Here is a 17,298-nt window from a genome sequence, read left to right as displayed (position 1 = left end):
GAGAAGTTGCTATCGGACCCATTTGCCCCTAATCGCAGCATTTTCGCTTTTTTAGAATGGTAACGGACCCCAAAGCCACTATTGGCATTAAAAACACCCCAAATGAGCCTCTTTCTGAGGAATAACGTCGCTGGGGTCCGAAACTCTGCTCAAACGCCGATAAAATTGTAAATAGCGTCGCTGGAGTCCGAGCCCGCCCAAGGAGTAGCGTCGCTGAACTCCGAGCCCGCGCCAAGGAGCAACGTCACTGGAGTCCGAACCCGCGCCCAAGGAGTAGCGTCACTGGAGTCCGTAAGAAAAACTAACTTTGGCAGTGGCCTACTCACAGGCTTTATGTTACTAGTTCAACCCCGCATATTCTTCAAATAAAAAATTGCAATTTGCGTACGATCGCGGAGCTCTAATTTGCTTAATATATCCGTTATGTAATTTTTGACGGTACCCTCGCTTAAAAAAAGCTGTCCGGCGATTTCTTTGTTGCTATGCCCCTCAGCGATAGAAGACACTACAGCCAGCTCTGTTTTGGTCAATCCGAATGATTCCAGTGGCTGTACCTGTGGCAATTCTTGCCGTGCCGTAGGCTGCAGAAAGGTTGCCAGCTTGCGGGCGATATCAGGGTGGATAAGCATGTTCCCATCAAAAACCGTTTTAATGCCCTGGATGATCCGGTCTGGCGGTATGTTTTTGAGCAAATATCCACTAGCTCCGTTACGCAGTGCTTCAATGATATATTCATCGTCATCGAAAGTGGTCAGCATCAATATCGCAATTTGCGGAAAAGCCTGCTTAATCTTCTCCGTTCCTTCAACGCCACCGCAGCCGGGCATGCGGATATCCATCAGAGCTACATCGGTCTTTAATCCTTTTTGAAGTAATTCCAAGGCCTCGTTACCTTCACAAGCTGCTCCGGCAACTTCAATATCTGGGTCCATACCTAGCAATACTTGCAGACTTTGGCGAATAAAGGGGTCGTCATCAACAATCAACACTTTAATCATTAGCATGGCTCCTTTCGTTATACAATCTCATCTTGCTTATAAATGGGCAGCCGTGTAACGACTGTAAAATGTGGCGCCTGCCTTAGTTCGAGTGTTCCGCCGATCAGATGAGTGCGCTCGTACATTCCTTTCATCCCGTCTCCACCACTCCCCAATAATTTGCGGAGCTTCTCTTCTTCTGGAAGTGATCCATTGTTGCTAACCTCCATAGTGATTCCTGCTTGCGCGTAGTCAATTTTGATCCGGATGGACGTTGCTTTTCCATGCCGCAAGGCGTTGGTTATAGCTTCACGGGCGTTTTTGTACAGGATTACTTGAATACTGGGATAGAGTGGATAAGGTATGCCCTGTACTTGGTATGAGGTCTCGATCCCCGTCTCACGTCCAATTTCTTCGAGCAGCCGGTCTAACGCATACGCTCCCTCAAGCTTCGGAGTGTAGTTGATACGTTTAACTGCGGACCGCATATCGTCCATGCTGGCCGACAGCTGGTCACGAATCAGTTCCATCATTTGCATTCCGCTCTCGGGAGAGGTAGGCAAGGTCTGGAGGGCGGCCTCCATCATCATTTTAATCCGGATTAGCCGGTGGCCGATATCGTCATGGAGCTGTCGTGAGATGCGGACGCGCTCTTTGGATTGGGCAGACTCTTCTACTTGCGCGCTGAACTCCAGCAGGCGGTTGCGAGCTTCGTCGAGTTCGAAATGCTTTTTGCGCAACTCATCATATAGAAGAAGAGTGTCTTCGCGCCGCTGGCCAGCTTTTAATAATAGCTTATTTAGGTAGGCAGTGAGCAGAAATGAAAAGTTAATGTAAGTTACTACGAGCGATGGAGAATTCTGGAGTGCAACGTTCAAAGCTATCAGATGTACACCTGTGAACACGTAAGGCACTGCTTTAGGCTGGAGTCTGGAATAATAAAGCAGTGCTGATATAGCGGGGAAAATCATCATGCTGCCATATTGATAACATAACCAGGCCGTGAACAAGATTTCAATGATACTAATCAGAGCATGAATGGATCGAGGGAGCTTTGGCACCATGACCACAAGGAATAGAAGCATCAGGATATGCAGCGTGAAGATTCCATAATCGTTATATTGATAGACATAAATAGTAATAAACGCAGGGATTAAGATGAGTCCGTAACGCAATAAATTTAGCTCTCTGGGCACGCCTTAGTCATCCTTTATGTTTTTTAATAATCTTAGCATATTATCCCACTACTTCAGGAGATGACTTTAGTCACCTTCAAAAAATGACCTTTCGTACATCCGTAAAAATTCAACCTAGAATAAAATTGAAAATATAGAAGCACACACGACAGGGGAGATAAGAGATGGCAATCGCGGTGTTGACCGATGTGGTGAAACGGTATGAGAACAAATTAACGGTAGATCATGTGAATGTTACGATCCAAGCAGGAGAGATCTTTGGTCTGCTGGGGCCGAATGGGGCGGGCAAAAGTACAACTATAAGTATGATTTGCGGCCTGCTAAAGATTGATAGTGGAGACATTGTTATTGATGGGTTATCAGTCTCTTCGTATGCACTGGAGGTTAAGAAAAAGATCGGCTTAGTTCCGCAGGATTTGGCTTTGTACAATACAATGACAGCAGCTGAAAATGTAACTTTTTTCGGAAGATTGTATGGTTTGCGGGGAAAATTGCTGAAAGAGCGGGTGGCGGAAGCTCTTGCTTTCACAGGACTTAGTGACCGGGCCAAAGAAAAACCAGCCACCTTCTCCGGAGGGATGAAGAGACGTTTGAATATCGCCTGTGCCATCATGCATCATCCAAAGCTGATTATTATGGATGAGCCGACCGTAGGGATTGATCCGCAGTCTCGTAATCATATCCTTGAGTCGGTCAAAGAGCTCAATCGGCTTGGCTCAACCGTCATCTACACTAGTCATTATATGGAAGAGGTTGCAGCCATTTGTGATCGGGTAGCGATTATGGATAAGGGACATATCATTGCTTGTGGTACGGAAAAGGAGCTGCGGGAACGGGTTTCTAAGGAAGAAAAAATAGTGGTCAAAGCAACGAACATCACCCCGGAGCTAATCAATGAGCTTAGTCTACACCCGCGGATCACGAGAGTGGAAAGTAAAGAGGGAACGGTAGAAATGTATCTTCCCTCCTCACAGGATGAGCTGCAGGATATCTTATTTATTTTTGCTAAACATGAAGGGGTTATTGGTTCTTTGAATATAGAGGAGCCGGATCTGGAGACATTATTCCTTAGTTTGACAGGACGGACATTGCGCGATTAAAGGAGGGAGAGAACGCTTTGAGAAATATTTGGACAATTATGATTTATGAGCTTCGCAGGCTGTTTATTTCACGCTCAATCATCATTAATATGTTTCTGCTACCGCTGCTTTTGATCTTTCTGCTGGGTGCCTCCCTTTCCAGTGTAATCGGTGATAAGGCAGCGTCTGAGATTGATCCAGTACGTGTTGGTATAGTTAATCTTTCTGGAGAAGGATATGAAAGCTCGGCGATGATAGACAGCTTTTTGAAGACGCCGGAGCTTAAGGATATCATCATTCCGGTCAAAGTAGGGAGCCGAGAGACAGCGGAAAGCGGCTTGCGTACCGGAAAATATGGTTATGCGGTTATTGTTCCTCCAGGCTTCGATAAAAAAGTACAAAGCGGTGATACTGCACAGCTAGAGTTTATTCTGGGTAAAGATCGGACAGATAATATGGTTGCGGGGACGGTATTCGATAACTTTTTGAACAATATTAACTATAAGCAGTCCGTAGCTATGACGCTGGGTCCAGAAGCTTTGACCGTTACTGCACCAAGTTCGGGGGAGCAGCCTTCTGTTAAGGTTGGGGCGCTCAGTGAAGGTGGCCGATCCTATACAGCCTCCCAATTCTATGCGGTATCCATGATGCTGATGTTTCTGCTATATAGCGGTTTGACCGTCAGTACCTCTCTTTTTAATGAAAAAGAAAATCATACCCTCTTCCGAATAACTTCAATGCCGGTAAAAGGTTCTGAGCTGTTTATTGGTAAAATGTTAGGTGTAGGGGTTGTAAGTGTAGTGCAGTGTGCAGCGATTATTATCCTGACTCACTTGTTGTTTGGCGTAAATTGGGGCAATCGTCCGGGCTTGCTGCTGCTCTTCTGTCTCTTAATGATCATTGCTTCCATGACGTTATCGATTGTCATTTCAATGTTTAGCAAAACTAAAGCAAGTGCAGGAAGTATTATTAATGTTATCACTGTGGTCATGACCTTTATTAGTGGAGGGATGGCTCCACTTCCGGAATCATGGGTGAACTCCGTCGGGGCATTTACCCTGAATCACTGGGTGCTACAAGCTGTTCTAAAAATGATGCTGCATGCAGAGGTCTCAGAGATTTTGCCGAATCTGCTGGTCATGTCGATCATCTGTCTAGTTCTATTCAGTGGAGCGGTTATCTCGTACCGGAAGGTAGGTTACCATGGATAAGATCTTAACGATTGCTTGGAATATGGTGAAAAGAACGATCGGTTCTCGGAATGGGCTGCTTACGTATATTCTTCTGCCCTGTATTGTCGTGTCGGTGATAGTAGCAATTAGTGGAAGTATGGGTGAAAGACCGGCTGCTATTTTATATTCGAATATGGATGATGGTGCAGCAGGTAAACATTTGCTTACCGAGCTGGAGAATACCGGTGATTATAAGCTTGTGGAGAAGACAGATGAGGATAATTTGAGGGAGAGTATTATCGATCAGAACGGAGAAGCCGGTGTTTTGATACCGCAAAACTTCACCTCCGCACTGCTTGCTGGAGAAGAGCCGCAAATTAGTGTGTATGAGCTTAAGGCTACCGAAACATCAATTATGGTAAAAATGAAAATCAGTGTAATTGCTGATGAAATGCGAAACACTGCTGGACTAATTGGAGCAGCTCGGGCTGAGGCTACTGGCTCGGACTCACAGTTTGCTGCCGTAATGCAGAGAGCAGAGCAACATAGTGTAGGCAGTATAAGAACAGATTATGATTTATATCCAAAAGAGGGCTTAAGCATCGTCACAGGATTTACTTTGATGTTCTTAATGGGGCTGGTTACAAGTTCAGTGTCACTTATTATGGATGATCGAAGAGAACGAACGATGAAACGTATGTTCAGTGCCCCGGTTCGTTCGTATGAGATTGCCCTCGGTAATTTTCTGGGAAGCTTCATCGTTGGGTTAATTCAAATCGTTGTAGTACTTGCCTTGGGCCGTTATGTACTGCAGTTTGACTTTGGATTACCGCTCTACTTGTATTTCTTGGTTCTTGCAGCATTTATGCTAGTTTCCATGGGTTTAGCCAGTACGGTAGCAGGTCTGATTCGCAATCCTAATAATACGGGCATGCTTAATTCGCTGATCCTGACCCCGACCTGTATGCTTGGAGGCTGCTTCTGGCCGTTATCCATTATGCCGGACTATATGCAGAAGGCAGCTAATTTTGTACCGCAAAAATGGGCGATCCAAGCGATCGATATCGCTGCTACAGGTGGGGGCTGGAATGAATTATGGCTGCCCTTTGCCATCTTGGGCCTTATGGCCGCCGTGCTGCTGGCGATTGGTTCTGCTATTCTTCGCCCGAGTGAAGCCGGAATTAACGCTTAAGAAATTTCCAGAGAATATAGATATGCATAGCTTGGACTACTCTATTCAGGTACAATAATAGGTATCAAATGTCCCTAGTTCTTAATATGTGCAAAAGAGGGGATTTCTAGGAGGATGAGCAGATGAGCAGCAATAAATTGGCTTGGACATGGCGGGTGAAGGAAGAATGTTTAGAGGAGTATGTAGCTATGCATTTAAATCCTTGGCCAGAAATTTTGGAGGAGCACAGTAAGGCTGGTATTTCTAACTATTCCATCTTTCAGAATGGCAATCAATTTTTTTACTGTTATGAGTGTGAGGATAGTAAGGCGGCTTTTGATTACATTGCCAAAAGTGATGCCTGCAACCGCTGGAATGCGATTACCTCTAAGATGGTTGAAGGGTCATTTGATTTCAATGATGAGGTGCCTATGCAGCCCTTACGTGAAGTGTTCTATCTGAAATAAGTAATTGCATTCTAGAACAAATCAAATGTGCATAATTATATTATCGGCGCATCTGGTTTACAGTTATTTTAAATATAGGTATAATATAATTTATAAAGTTAAATTGAATAATTATTTGTTTTTTGGAGGAGCCTGTCAACAAGGGCTCCTCTTTGTCTTTTTTTGGCTTGGAGAAGCTCCTGGTTGGCAGTTCTTATATACAACAAGGGAGTGGATAGAAAGATGGAGTTTGTTTTATATCTTATGCTGATCATATTGTTCACCAAAGTAGCTGGTGATCTATCTGTGCGGCTTGGGCAACCAGCTGTGCTAGGCAAGCTTATTGTGGGAATCATACTGGGGCCTGCGGTACTGGGCTGGGTTCAGGATGGAGAGTTTATTCATTATATCTCTGAGATCGGTGTTCTACTGTTAATGTTCATAGCAGGGCTTGAGACGGACCTGGATCAATTGCGCAAGAACTGGAAATCAGCTTTTGCAGTAGCCGTCGGTGGAATTATATTACCCTTTTTGGGTGGGTTCGCCTTAGGAGAAATGTTTGGTTTTGCTTATCATAATGCATTGTTTATGGGCGTTATTCTTAGTGCAACATCGGTCAGCATATCGGTGCAGGTGTTAAAAGATATGAATAAGCTGAACACACGTGAAGGCTCTACAATTCTGGGGGCTGCTGTAGTGGATGATATTCTGGTTGTTATTTTGCTCGCTGTTCTGATGAGCTTTTTCGGTACAGGGGCAGACGTTTCTATTGGTCTTCTAATTGGGAAAAAGGTGTTGTTCTTTGCCGTAGCGATTGTTGCCGGCTGGTTTATTGTTCCTCGGGTCATGAAATGGATGGCTCCGCTGAAGGTGACAGAGGCAGTTATCTCAGCAGCGTTAATGATTTGTTTCGCATTCGCCTATTTTGCTGAAATCATGGGGATGGCAGGAATCATTGGTGCCTTTGCGGCTGGGATTGCTATCTCGCAAACTTCCTTTAAGCACACGGTAGAATCCAAGCTCGAGCCGATTGCTTATTCGATTTTTGTGCCAGTCTTTTTTGTAAGTATCGGACTTAGTGTTTCCTTTGAAGGGGTAGGCAGTCAAATAGGCTTCGTGATCTTGCTTACGGTGGTTGCCATTCTGACCAAGCTGTTTGGTGGCGGTCTGGGCGCGCGTCTTACAGGCTTTGATAACCACTCGTCTGCCATTATTGGGTCAGGGATGATTTCACGGGGGGAAGTTGCGTTGATCATTGCCGCCACAGGGCTGCAAAGCGGCTTGTTACAGCAACAGTATTTTACTTCGGTCATTATTGTTGTCATTGTAACTACACTTGTAACGCCGCCACTATTGAAATTTATGTTCCGTGATCCAGTACATGCGGAAGGGAAATAAACCATAACAAAAGGGAGTCTTGTTGGCCATTTATATGGCTAACGGGGCTCTTTTTTTATGCTCACGTTCCAGTTGCCATCATCAAGAAAAAGTACGGGGATCTGTCTGCAGAAGGGGAAAGTTCCCCGTCTTAAGACTGAGTACGAAACCAGCCGTAGGGCTGTTTTGACTTCAGCCAAAAATGACTAAACTAAATCTCGGGATGGAAATTAATACATAATCAAACAGACATAAGGGGAGTGCCAGAAATCATGTGGAGTGGAAGGGGAAAAAGAAAATGAAATGGTTAACAAAATGGTCGTTCGGTAACAAGGCTGCGGTGGGGCTTTTAGTAGTCATGGCTCTTGTGGTGGGAGGGATGAGCTACACTTCGTTACCGATGGAATTTATGCCAGAGGCGGATAATCCTCAAGTGACTGTAACTGTGCTGGGTCCTGGCCAGGATACACATGCTATGGAGACTAATGTAACGAAGCCGATAGAAGCTGGAGCAGCTTTTGTGAAAGGGAAGAAGGAAATACTGTCCACTTCCGGAGACGGATATGCGCAGGTGAATATTTTTTATGATTCGAAAACGAATATGAAGGATGCTGCGCAGGAGGTCCAGAAGGTCGTCGATTCATTGAAGTTCCCGGAAGGGGTAATGGCTCCTTTTGTACTTCAGTTGAATACCTCCATGATTCCTGTATCCCAGGTTACCCTTGCTTTTGAAGAAGGCCTGACTAAAGAGAATCTTAAGCTTGCGGAAGAAACTATCATTCCAGAGATGCAAAAAGCTGAAGGGGTAGCGAACGTTGCTTTATATGGTAAGGTAACTCCGCAGGTCAGTGTTAAGCTGGACCCAAAATTAATGGCTGAGATGGGAGTCACGACTCCACAAGTATTAGGTTTACTTCAAGGACGTAATGTTTCGGCATCCCTTGGGGAGCAAACGATTGGTGGGCAAACCGGTAATGTTAACGTAGTTTCTACGATAGATAGTATGGATACTTTAAAAAAGCTTCCTGTATCTGCGGGCGTTAAGCTGCAGGATATCGCTGCTGTCGAATTGAAGCAGGATCAGGAAAGTGTCAGCCGTTCGAACGGGAAAGACGTTCTATTCGCCATAGTGACCAAAGAGGCTAATGCGAATGCAGTCAGTGTCGGAGATAACATTCAGGCTGCAGTAGATCATATTAATAAAACTATTCCTAATGCAGAAGCAGCAGTGGTGTTCAGTACATCGGATATGGTAGTTACCTCGGTGAATAGTATGATGCGTGAGGTATTGCTAGGTGCATTATTTGCGACGATCGTGATTCTGTTGTTCCTGCGTAACCTGCGGGCTACTCTGATAACGGCAGTATCCATTCCGCTTTCGTTAGCGGTCACCTTATATCTGCTGAACATTTCCGGCATAAGCTTAAATATCATTACACTCGGGGGAGTCGCGGTTGCGGTAGGCCGCTTGGTCGATGATAGTATCGTGGTGATTGAGAACATTTACCGTAGGCTGCAAAAAGAACCCCTTTCTCGTGAAATGATTATTAGCGCAACTGGGGAAGTGGCTAGAGCGATTACCTCATCAACCATCGCTACGGTAGCAGTATTTCTGCCGATGGGTCTCTTACGTGGTAGTTTGCAAGCTTTCTTACTGCCGTTTGCTTTAACAGTGACCTATTCATTGCTTACTTCACTCGTAGTAGCTTTGACGGTTGTTCCTCTTTTAAGCTCATGGCTGCTGAGAAGGACATCAATGAAAGAACATGAACCTTCTAAATGGTTTATCCGCTTTCTGGACTGGAATCTTCGCCGTAAATGGGTTAGCTTATCGTTGGGTCTCCTGCTTCTGATTGGCTCCATTGCTGCTTATGTGACTATGCCAAAAGGGGCACTCGATGCTTCAGATGCCAGCTATGTTTCTGTTCAGATGAATTATCCGAAGGATGTTCCTGTCAAAGATATTTTGGAAAAGGGAAAGCAGTTAGAACAAGATTTGATGAAGCAGCCACAAGCAGAAACGGTAATCATGCAATCAGGGAATAGTGCGGACGCCGCTAAGTGGGGGAATGTTACCTCTGAAACCTTAGTGGACTATACCGTTGTTATGAAAAAAGGTGCAGATGCTCAGGCTTTTATTGATCATGTTCGTGAGGTAAAAGATTCATACACTGGAGCAACGCTTGTTGCCAATCAAATGAGCATGATGGGATCCAGCTCTACCAGCGAATATATTGATATTGTCGGAGATAACCTTGCGGATATTACTACTGTAGCAACAGATGTTACCGCTAAGCTGAAGACCGTAGAGGGGATTCAAAAAGTCAGTAGTAATATGGAGGATACCAAACCTGTATTTTCCTTTAAGGTAGATCCGGCGCAAAGTAATGCGCAAGAGATTTCAATGCAGTTATCAGCGATGCTTAATCCGATTCCAATGGGGCAAATTGAGCTCGATGGTGACGCAGCAGGTGTAGTATTAGATCCTATGGTTCAGCCGCAAACGGAGCAGGATTTAAAAGCACTGACGCTCATGACGGCTGAGGGGCCGAAGCCACTGTCTCAGCTCGCAACTTATGAGGTTCGGAATGAGCCTGCAATGTTGTTCCATAAAGATGGGAAGCCGTATGTACGAATTACAGCAGAGGTTGATCCGAAGAAGGTATCTGAGATCGGTGCGAATATTAAAAAAGAAACCGATAGTCTTACACTTCCGAAAGGCGTGACCTTATTTGCAGGCGGAGCGTCAGTTGATCAGTCAGAGGATTTCAACGACCTGGGTATGACGGCATTAATCTCCATCGGGTTGGTGTATCTGATCATGGTACTCACCTTTAAAACCCTTCGGGCTCCACTGGCGATTATGTTCTCCTTGCCACTAGCGGCGATTGGTGCAATTGTTGGACTTATCGTGTCCGGTGTAACGCCTGACTTCACTGCTCTGTTCGGGGCGTTGATGTTAATAGGTATTGTTGTTACGAATGCCATTGTGCTCATTGACCGGATTAAGCAAAATGAAGCCAATATGAGTATTCACGAGGCTATTCTAGAAGCTGCCGGAACACGGATGCGTCCGATTCTCATGACGGCGATTGCCACCATTTGCGCCATGACACCGCTGCTGTTCGGCCATGCCGAGATGGGCAGCATCGTCTCGCAAAGCTTGGCGATTGTGGTCATTGGCGGCTTAACCGCAGCAACACTGCTTACGCTGATTGTAGTGCCGGCGATTTACGAGTTGTTCTACTTCCGTAAATCGGCAAAAGAGCGTAAAGGAGCAGAAAAAACTAATGCTCCAGCGCTTTAAATAGGCAAACGGCAAGCCTCCGGGTTAATGGGGCTTGCCGTTTTTATGTTTTGTTACAAATCCTTATAATTATGGAGTTAACTTGTCTACACTAATCGGATAGGTCTGATCCAGCATCCATTTGCCTGCTTTGGATTTCTTCAGCGTTGTGACAGAGGTGGAGCGGTTATCCTGAAACTCAGGACCCTTAAGCTTGATGCTCGTCTGAACCATATATACGGCTGTGGTATCCTGGGTATAATGAATGATTTTGGCAGATTCCAGAGTGAACTTTAGATCATAGACTGTGAAAATTTGGCTGAAGAGCTGTTTGGTTTGTTCGAGAGCAGGGGACTCAGGATCAATAGTAGATAGCACACCTTGAATATTCTCTGCATTGGTATAGTCCAAGTTGCTCTTAAGCACAGCTAATATATCCGTTTCATCCGACTTCGTCACAGCTGGCTTAGCGTTCAGCAGTTTATCTGGGAGTATATATTGTACGCCTTTAATCTGCAGGTTGTTGATTTTCCAGTCTTCAGTGCTGGCAGTACGCGTTAAGCTATAAATATATTCAGAGGTATTGTCTAAGGTGAATGGACCGCTGAGGTGTGTAGTCGTTTCAACGGCGTGAACCGTAGCCTCTGTGGGTTGAAGGCTGATAACCTCTAATTGATCAAGTGAAGTGGTCGAATCGTATTGTTCCATTTGGCTCTTAATCTGTGGCCCGATGACCACAAGAGGAGACTTGCTATCGATTAGGCTCATGAACCCTTCATAATTCTCATTGTTGGTATAGGTTACGTATTTTTCAAAAAAAGCATTGATTTCCTGCGGGTTTACCTGGTTAGTCTTGCCTGTAATGGTTACTGTCTTCGAGTGTGCATTCCAGGAGACTTCATTACCTGTAGCCTCCCCAACGAAGCGCAGCGGAATGTAAGTGGAATTATTGATGAGCTTAGGGGCAACAGAAAGTTGGGTTATTACACCATTGACGCTGGCCTGCTTGCTGCCTAGTTGCAGTGTAATCGTAAGCCCTTCCTTAGTACCCGTTATGGTACCTGTGGTTTGATTCCAATCGATTGAAAGTCCTAGTTTTTCAAAAACCGGGCGAAAAGGAACGACAATTGTACCATTATCATTGAAGGGAGCCTGTCCCTTCAGTGCGAGCTGTTGCTGATTGATCTGAATGGAGATTGGCTTCTCTGCGGCATGGACAGGCCATGCGATAGCGGTAGAAAGAAGAGTTGCTGCGATTATGCTGGATATGGTTTTCATCTTGTGATTTCTCCTTTGGGTTATGAATGATAAATTAATGGTTATTAGAGGATAACTCCACTAAGAGCCAGAGTAACCTTTGCTTGGAATAAAGCGTACTTTACTTTTTGCTTATCGAATTGCCGATTTAAGTTTAGTAAATCCAGCTTGTCCTGATCTGCCTGAGCCGCTGAGATTAACCCGCTATTTAGGAGAGTATCATTATCCTGGGAGACGCGTACGAGTTCCAATTGCTGCTCTTTTAGTTCTGAATATTCAAAATCAATTTCATTTGCTTCCGGCTTATAACTAGCCAGTTTTTCTTCGAGTTGTTGTTGTACTATATTTTTGTGTGCAATCTGGCTAGACCATAGGACTGAATAATAAGTGATGAGTTCAGCATCGGAAGCTTTAGCTGCGTCAAGATTATCTTTGGCGAGTGTGATTCGTGCATCTTCCTCGCGTAAATCATAATTGCTAGAGAGGCTGACTACAGTGTTCCAATTCACAGGCTCTGGTGCACTGGAGATGACATCATCCAGCAGGACTTCTGAATAGGATGATAATCCTAACTCAAGCTTAAATTGTTCTAGCTGAGCTTCATAACTCCTAAGGTTACGTTCAAAAGCAGATTTTCGTTCCGCATTTTTACGATTAAAATCGTCCAAACTTCTCTTAGACAGTAGACCATGCTCGTATGATCGTAAGGTATCCACAGAATGTTGAAACCAATATTGGCTTTCTTGTTTGTCATACTCAATCGTTTTTTTTAGAGAAGAGAGTTGATAATATTTCTGCACAGCGTAGTAGCGGATGAGGGCTTCTGTTTTTTGAAGTCGTAACTGATTAATTACTTTATCTGTTTCTAATGTGCGCAACTGGTCACGAAATTCCTTGAGCTGCGCTGTTTTAGTCTCTGTATTGTAACTGTTTTGGCTTTCAGTCTGAGCGCTAACCCATTGATTCAGAGATGTGTTAATCATAATTTGAATGAGAATGGATTGATTAACCCCTGCCTGTTCTTCTTTACTTAAATCAGAGTAACCAGGAATACTACTGATAAAAATATCAGGATTTACTGGCAGCAGTCCGCTAGTTATGACTACATTTTTTTGTTCCAGCTTTTTCTTTTCAGATGATACATACGAGAATTTGGAATCCGTTTCTGCAATATTCCATTGTGAGAGCTTGATATCTACATAGTTAGTTAATGCTAGCTGGATTGTTTCTTCCATGGAAAGCAATTTTGTTGCACTAGATACCTGCGTATCAGCATGAGCTGTAATGGAATGCGGCAATAGAAGTAATAAGAAGGAAAGTATCAAGAGAGCTGTTTTCTTTAACATTTAGCTGGCAACCTCACTATTCCTTTAAGTTGATTTTTTCAAGAACAAAATCAATGATCTTCTTGGAGTCGGTAATAACAGAGGCTTGCGCTATCATCCCTACACGAAGCTCTCCACGTTCACCTCTGCGATTAACAAGTGGGTCATTGGATATCGTTGCTTCCACCAAATAGTAGCTTAGACCGTCTTGCTGAACAATTGAATCTGTGCTGATAGATGTAATCGTACCTTTTTGGGAACCGAAACTTTGTTTAGGGAAGGCTGAAAAGCTGAAATCAACTTTATTGCCAATCGCTATTTTTCCTGCTTCTGCGTTAGGTACGGCGATGCTCATTTTATATTTTGACTCGTTGCTAGGAATAATGGAGATCAAGGCTTCGCCGGATTGTACCATGTCCCCGATGTTGGTTTCTTTTAAAATATTAATGGTCCCAGAAATTGGTGCTATGAGCAGTCTTTTGTTTCGTTCAAGCTCAAGTTGCTTAATAGCCTCTTGCAGCGTAATTAAGGTTCTTTTATTTTCTTCTATTGCTGAATGAATCTGTACAATACGGTCAAGTTTCAACTTTTCCAATGAGGTTTTTTCGGTTGACCGGTTAAGTTTCTCTTGATTCAGTAGATCATTTTGCTGCTCAGCCAGCTGTTTCTTTTGCATTTCTAAAGTTTTTCGTTCTGAAACTGAGGGATCGTGCCCATTTATTAGCAAATCGAGGCTGACCTCTATCTCAACTAATTGTTGATTGTAATTGGTGATATTGCTTTCTGCGCTGAGCACGGCTTCGGTTTGGAATTGGTTGATTTGCAAATATGAACTTTCATATAGATGCTGTTCATCTGTAATCTGAGATTGAGGCACAAGGCGGTCCCCCAAGCTGAGCGAACGGTTGTAGATTTCTTTTTTCTCAGCAGATTGTTTAGATAGTTGCACATATTTAATTTGGTATGTATTATATTGTTCCGTCCGTTTGGTATCTGTAGATGGAAGCAGATTTTGATTCTCTTTGATGGATTGCACAAGCAATTTCTCGTTTGTAATTTCAACATTCAGCAGTTTCTTTTTTCGTTCCAGTTCAATTTTATTTTGAAGAGATTTATCCAAACTGGATTCGGCACTAAAGGCAGAAGATTCTTGCAAACCTATATTCTCGTGAATGGCAGCTGTAAGCTGATCCTGGGTTCCTTGATAGGTCTGCTGCTGCTGGCTGTATTCAAGGAGAAATTGTTCTACCATGTCATAATAGTAAACTTCGTCTGCATGTTCAGAAGAAAATTGATTGTTTAAATTGCTAATGCTTTGTTTATAAAGCTCGAGATAGTGCAGTTTCTTAGTGAGCTTATTGATTTCGGAGTTACGATTGGATAATTCTATATCGAGTTCTTTATGCTCAAAGGAAATTAACTGCTCGCCCTGCTTAATTTGCATCCCTTCATGGATATATACCTGTTCCACTTTTCCCACAGATGAAGTCTGAATGGTACTGACTTTTTCATTGGGCCTAACTACAGCAGAGGCTTTGGCGACTTCATCGATCTGGCCAAAATAGGACCAGACCAACGCAGACCCCAATAGAATAAATAAGATAAGTATGAAAATAGAAATCACAGGACTGGTCTTGGATTCCATGATTTCTCTGCTATCGGTCATTTCTGATAAGTTATGTATTTGTGCGCTCATACGAGAGACACCTCGCCTACTCCTGCAGCAGCATATTGAATGGTGTGATCTTGTTTTTGTTCAACCCCGGGGAGTTGATCTTTCCACAAGCCGTAGTACTTTCCACGGTAATCTAGAAGCTCCTGATGTGTCCCACACTCAATAATCCGCCCCTGATCCATGACATAAATTCGGTCACAACGCATGATTGTACTCAAACGGTGAGCGATAATAATCGTAGTCATGTCTTCAAAAGCATTGATCGTCTCCGATACTGCCTTCTCCGTTGTAGAATCCAGGTTACTAGTGGCTTCATCCATAATAAGAATATCCGGCTGTTTGAGCACCGCTCTGGCGATAGCCAGTCGCTGCTTCTGTCCTCCGGAAATATTGGTCGCATTCTCTTCTAACAAAGTGTTGTAGCGGAGTGGAAGCTGATTGATGAATTCGTGAGCCTGTGCGGTTTGGCAGGCGGTAACAATCAGTTCCAAATCCATATCCTGATCGACACCCAGACATAGATTTTCCCGAATTGTTCCGCTAAAAAAGAAAGTATCCTGTGAGATATATGCGATCCGCTGTCTTAAGCTATCTAAATGAATATCTTTAATGTTGTAGTTGTTAATTAAGATATCGCCTTCTTCGTGTTGGTAAAATTGCATAATTAATTTGATTAGTGTGGTTTTACCCGAGCCGCTCTCACCGACAAAGGCAATTTTCTCACCCTGTCTAAGTGTCAAATCGATATCATGAAGTACAAGGGAACGTGTACCGTATCTGAAGCTGACACGATCAAATTTAATATCACCTTTTAATGAAGCAGGTTGAATCTTCTTGTCCTCATCATTATGCTTCTCCGCTTCCAAATCAAGAATTTCTCCTAATCGGTCAGCAGCGACAATGGCCGTTTGCAAAGTGGGCTGGAGGTTGATTAAGTTCTGGATGGGTTGCAGGAAGTAAGCCAATAACGAGTTATAGGTAATCAATTGGCCCATTGTCATATTGCCTTTTATCACTTGTCTTGCTCCGACCCACAGTATGGCTACTCCTCCAACGAGTTGTACAAAACTCTTGAGGGAGGCTTGAATGTTATTGAAAAGACCAAAACTGAAGACAGATCTCAGAAATGAGATGAACTTCTGTTCAGTTTCATAGCCCACTTTCGATTCTGCATGATAGGCTTTAACTGTCTCGATACCATCTATTGATTCAACAATATAGGAGGTGAGCTGAGCATTTTTTTCCATCTGTTCGCGGTTTAAACGGTCAAATGGTTTGTGGAAGCTCCAAACCAATACCAGATACATTGGCACCATAAGTATAGTAATTCCGAATAAAAGAGCACTTTGCGAATATAGAATAATTCCACCGGCAATAACCATGATAATATCGATCATGATGGTTAGTGTTGCGCTGGAAATGGCATCTCGTACTTTCGAAGCATCCATAAGCCTTGATATTATTTCTCCTGTCTTACGTGTACCAAAAAAATTCATTGGGAGCTTTAACACATGGTGGTAATAGCCAAGTATGAGTGAAATATCGAGTTTTTGGCTCAACGTCAGTAAGATATGGCTACGAAAGGCATTTAATAATATTTGAAATATGTAGAGAATGATGACTCCAACAGATATTATGTTAAGTGTCTTTTTTAATCCAAAGGGTAGAATTTCGTCTAAAAGAAATTGGAAATAGAATGCAGCAAGTATACCTAAGATAGTGTAGAGTATAGATGTTAGAAAAATTCCTCCTAGCATTCTTTTTTGAGGAATCAGCAATCCAAAGAAACGAGCAAATAGACCTTTTGTTTGGTCCCCTTTTTTGAATTGAGGAGTGGGTACCATTAAGATAAGGACACTTGTCCAGATTTGGAAGAAATCTTCCGGTGTATATTTAACTATGCCTTGGACTGGATCCGCAACAATTATTTCCTTATTTGATATTTTGTGGATTACAACATAGTGTAATAATGTCTGATCTATAATGACATGGGCAATAGCGGGAAGTGGGAAGTTTTCGAAGAAGGCTTCATGGCTTCCCTTGACTCCTTTTGCTGTAAACCCAAGTTTTTCTGCTGCTTTTATGAGTCCATATATATTGGTTCCCATTTTATCAGTTCCGGCTACTTCACGAATTTTAGTGATTGGATATTTGAGACCGTATTGTTTGGAGATAGTTGCTAGACAGGCTGCACCGCAGTCTTTAATATCAAGCTGTTTAATACAATAGTATTTCTTAAACAGAATAAACCCCACCTACTATTAGTGATTTGTACATATTCATTGGGATCAACAATATCTTATCCATGTAGAGAATGATTTCGTAACTGAAACAAAA

Annotated in this window: 13 protein-coding genes; 6 read left to right on the top strand and 7 right to left on the bottom strand. The window is 43.3% G+C overall.

Annotated elements, in window-relative coordinates:
• Positions 1-149: 149 nt before the first annotated feature.
• The 3 genes from MHH86_RS28895 to MHH86_RS28885 are packed head-to-tail and all read right to left on the bottom strand — an operon-like array spanning position 150 to position 2,173.
• Positions 150-326: a hypothetical protein gene (locus MHH86_RS28895; RefSeq protein ID WP_342479564.1), complete on the bottom strand. Its 177-nt coding sequence runs from the start codon at positions 324-326 to the stop codon at positions 150-152.
• Positions 327-344: 18 nt separating this feature from the next.
• Complete coding sequence (locus MHH86_RS28890) at positions 345-998, bottom strand: response regulator transcription factor (protein ID WP_076140765.1); 654 nt, start codon at positions 996-998, stop codon at positions 345-347.
• A gap of 17 nt (positions 999-1,015) precedes the next feature.
• Positions 1,016-2,173 (bottom strand): sensor histidine kinase, encoded by a 1,158-nt coding sequence (locus MHH86_RS28885; protein WP_076107076.1) that lies wholly within the window; start codon positions 2,171-2,173, stop codon positions 1,016-1,018.
• A 164-nt stretch (positions 2,174-2,337) separates the two neighbouring features.
• Between MHH86_RS28885 and MHH86_RS28880 the strand changes: the two genes are divergently transcribed.
• The 6 genes from MHH86_RS28880 (at position 2,338) to MHH86_RS28855 (ending at position 10,725) form a co-directional block, all read left to right on the top strand.
• Complete coding sequence (locus tag MHH86_RS28880; protein WP_076179811.1) at positions 2,338-3,273, top strand: ABC transporter ATP-binding protein; 936 nt, start codon at positions 2,338-2,340, stop codon at positions 3,271-3,273.
• A gap of 17 nt (positions 3,274-3,290) precedes the next feature.
• On the top strand, positions 3,291-4,463 hold the full coding sequence (locus tag MHH86_RS28875; RefSeq protein ID WP_051491030.1) for an ABC transporter permease: 1,173 nt from the start codon (positions 3,291-3,293) through the stop codon (positions 4,461-4,463).
• Entirely contained in the window at positions 4,456-5,616 is a 1,161-nt protein-coding gene (locus MHH86_RS28870) for an ABC transporter permease (protein WP_076316171.1), read from the top strand. Before MHH86_RS28875 ends, MHH86_RS28870 begins: the two co-directional genes overlap by 8 nt.
• 122 nt (positions 5,617-5,738) lie before the next feature.
• Positions 5,739-6,062, top strand: coding sequence for an L-rhamnose mutarotase (locus tag MHH86_RS28865; RefSeq protein WP_038573529.1), 324 nt, complete (start codon positions 5,739-5,741; stop codon positions 6,060-6,062).
• A gap of 222 nt (positions 6,063-6,284) precedes the next feature.
• Positions 6,285-7,439, top strand: a complete 1,155-nt coding sequence (locus MHH86_RS28860) for a cation:proton antiporter (RefSeq protein WP_076316185.1) — start codon at positions 6,285-6,287, stop codon at positions 7,437-7,439.
• 277 nt (positions 7,440-7,716) lie between these two features.
• Positions 7,717-10,725 carry an efflux RND transporter permease subunit gene (locus tag MHH86_RS28855; protein WP_076316172.1) on the top strand — a complete coding sequence of 1,003 codons (3,009 nt, stop codon included), beginning with the start codon at positions 7,717-7,719 and terminating at the stop codon, positions 10,723-10,725.
• A 69-nt stretch (positions 10,726-10,794) separates the two neighbouring features.
• On the opposite strand, the gene MHH86_RS28850 is transcribed toward MHH86_RS28855, so the two are convergent.
• The 4 genes from MHH86_RS28850 to MHH86_RS28835 are packed head-to-tail and all read right to left on the bottom strand — an operon-like array spanning position 10,795 to position 17,216.
• Positions 10,795-11,982, bottom strand: a complete 1,188-nt coding sequence (locus MHH86_RS28850) for a copper amine oxidase N-terminal domain-containing protein (RefSeq protein ID WP_038573525.1) — start codon at positions 11,980-11,982, stop codon at positions 10,795-10,797.
• Positions 11,983-12,026: 44 nt separating this feature from the next.
• Positions 12,027-13,307, bottom strand: a complete 1,281-nt coding sequence (locus MHH86_RS28845) for a hypothetical protein (protein WP_076316173.1) — start codon at positions 13,305-13,307, stop codon at positions 12,027-12,029.
• 16 nt (positions 13,308-13,323) lie between these two features.
• Positions 13,324-14,982: an HlyD family efflux transporter periplasmic adaptor subunit gene (locus MHH86_RS28840; protein ID WP_038573521.1), complete on the bottom strand. Its 1,659-nt coding sequence runs from the start codon at positions 14,980-14,982 to the stop codon at positions 13,324-13,326.
• A complete protein-coding gene (locus tag MHH86_RS28835) occupies positions 14,979-17,216 on the bottom strand; it encodes a peptidase domain-containing ABC transporter (RefSeq protein ID WP_244886399.1) in 2,238 nt (745 codons plus the stop codon). Before MHH86_RS28835 ends, MHH86_RS28840 begins: the two co-directional genes overlap by 4 nt.
• Positions 17,217-17,298 lie beyond the last annotated feature (82 nt).

The organism is Paenibacillus sp. FSL F4-0097, assembly GCF_038593125.1.
Lineage (GTDB): Bacteria > Bacillota > Bacilli > Paenibacillales > Paenibacillaceae > Paenibacillus_AQ > Paenibacillus_AQ odorifer.
Note: the sequence above shows the minus strand (reverse complement) of the source record. Positions and strands in the feature narration are given on the sequence as shown.

Excerpts from the sequence above, each read along its gene's own strand:
- MHH86_RS28850 (WP_038573525.1), bottom strand. The coding sequence starts at position 11,982 with ATGAAAACCATATCCAGCATAATCGCAGCAACTCTTCTTTCTACCGCT.
- MHH86_RS28880 (WP_076179811.1), top strand. The coding sequence starts at position 2,338 with ATGGCAATCGCGGTGTTGACCGATGTGGTGAAACGGTATGAGAACAAA.
- MHH86_RS28840 (WP_038573521.1), bottom strand. The coding sequence starts at position 14,982 with ATGAGCGCACAAATACATAACTTATCAGAAATGACCGATAGCAGAGAA.
- MHH86_RS28890 (WP_076140765.1), bottom strand. The coding sequence starts at position 998 with ATGATTAAAGTGTTGATTGTTGATGACGACCCCTTTATTCGCCAAAGT.
- MHH86_RS28870 (WP_076316171.1), top strand. The coding sequence starts at position 4,456 with ATGGATAAGATCTTAACGATTGCTTGGAATATGGTGAAAAGAACGATC.
- MHH86_RS28865 (WP_038573529.1), top strand. The coding sequence starts at position 5,739 with ATGAGCAGCAATAAATTGGCTTGGACATGGCGGGTGAAGGAAGAATGT.
- MHH86_RS28845 (WP_076316173.1), bottom strand. The coding sequence starts at position 13,307 with ATGTTAAAGAAAACAGCTCTCTTGATACTTTCCTTCTTATTACTTCTA.
- MHH86_RS28855 (WP_076316172.1), top strand. The coding sequence starts at position 7,717 with ATGAAATGGTTAACAAAATGGTCGTTCGGTAACAAGGCTGCGGTGGGG.
- MHH86_RS28860 (WP_076316185.1), top strand. The coding sequence starts at position 6,285 with ATGGAGTTTGTTTTATATCTTATGCTGATCATATTGTTCACCAAAGTA.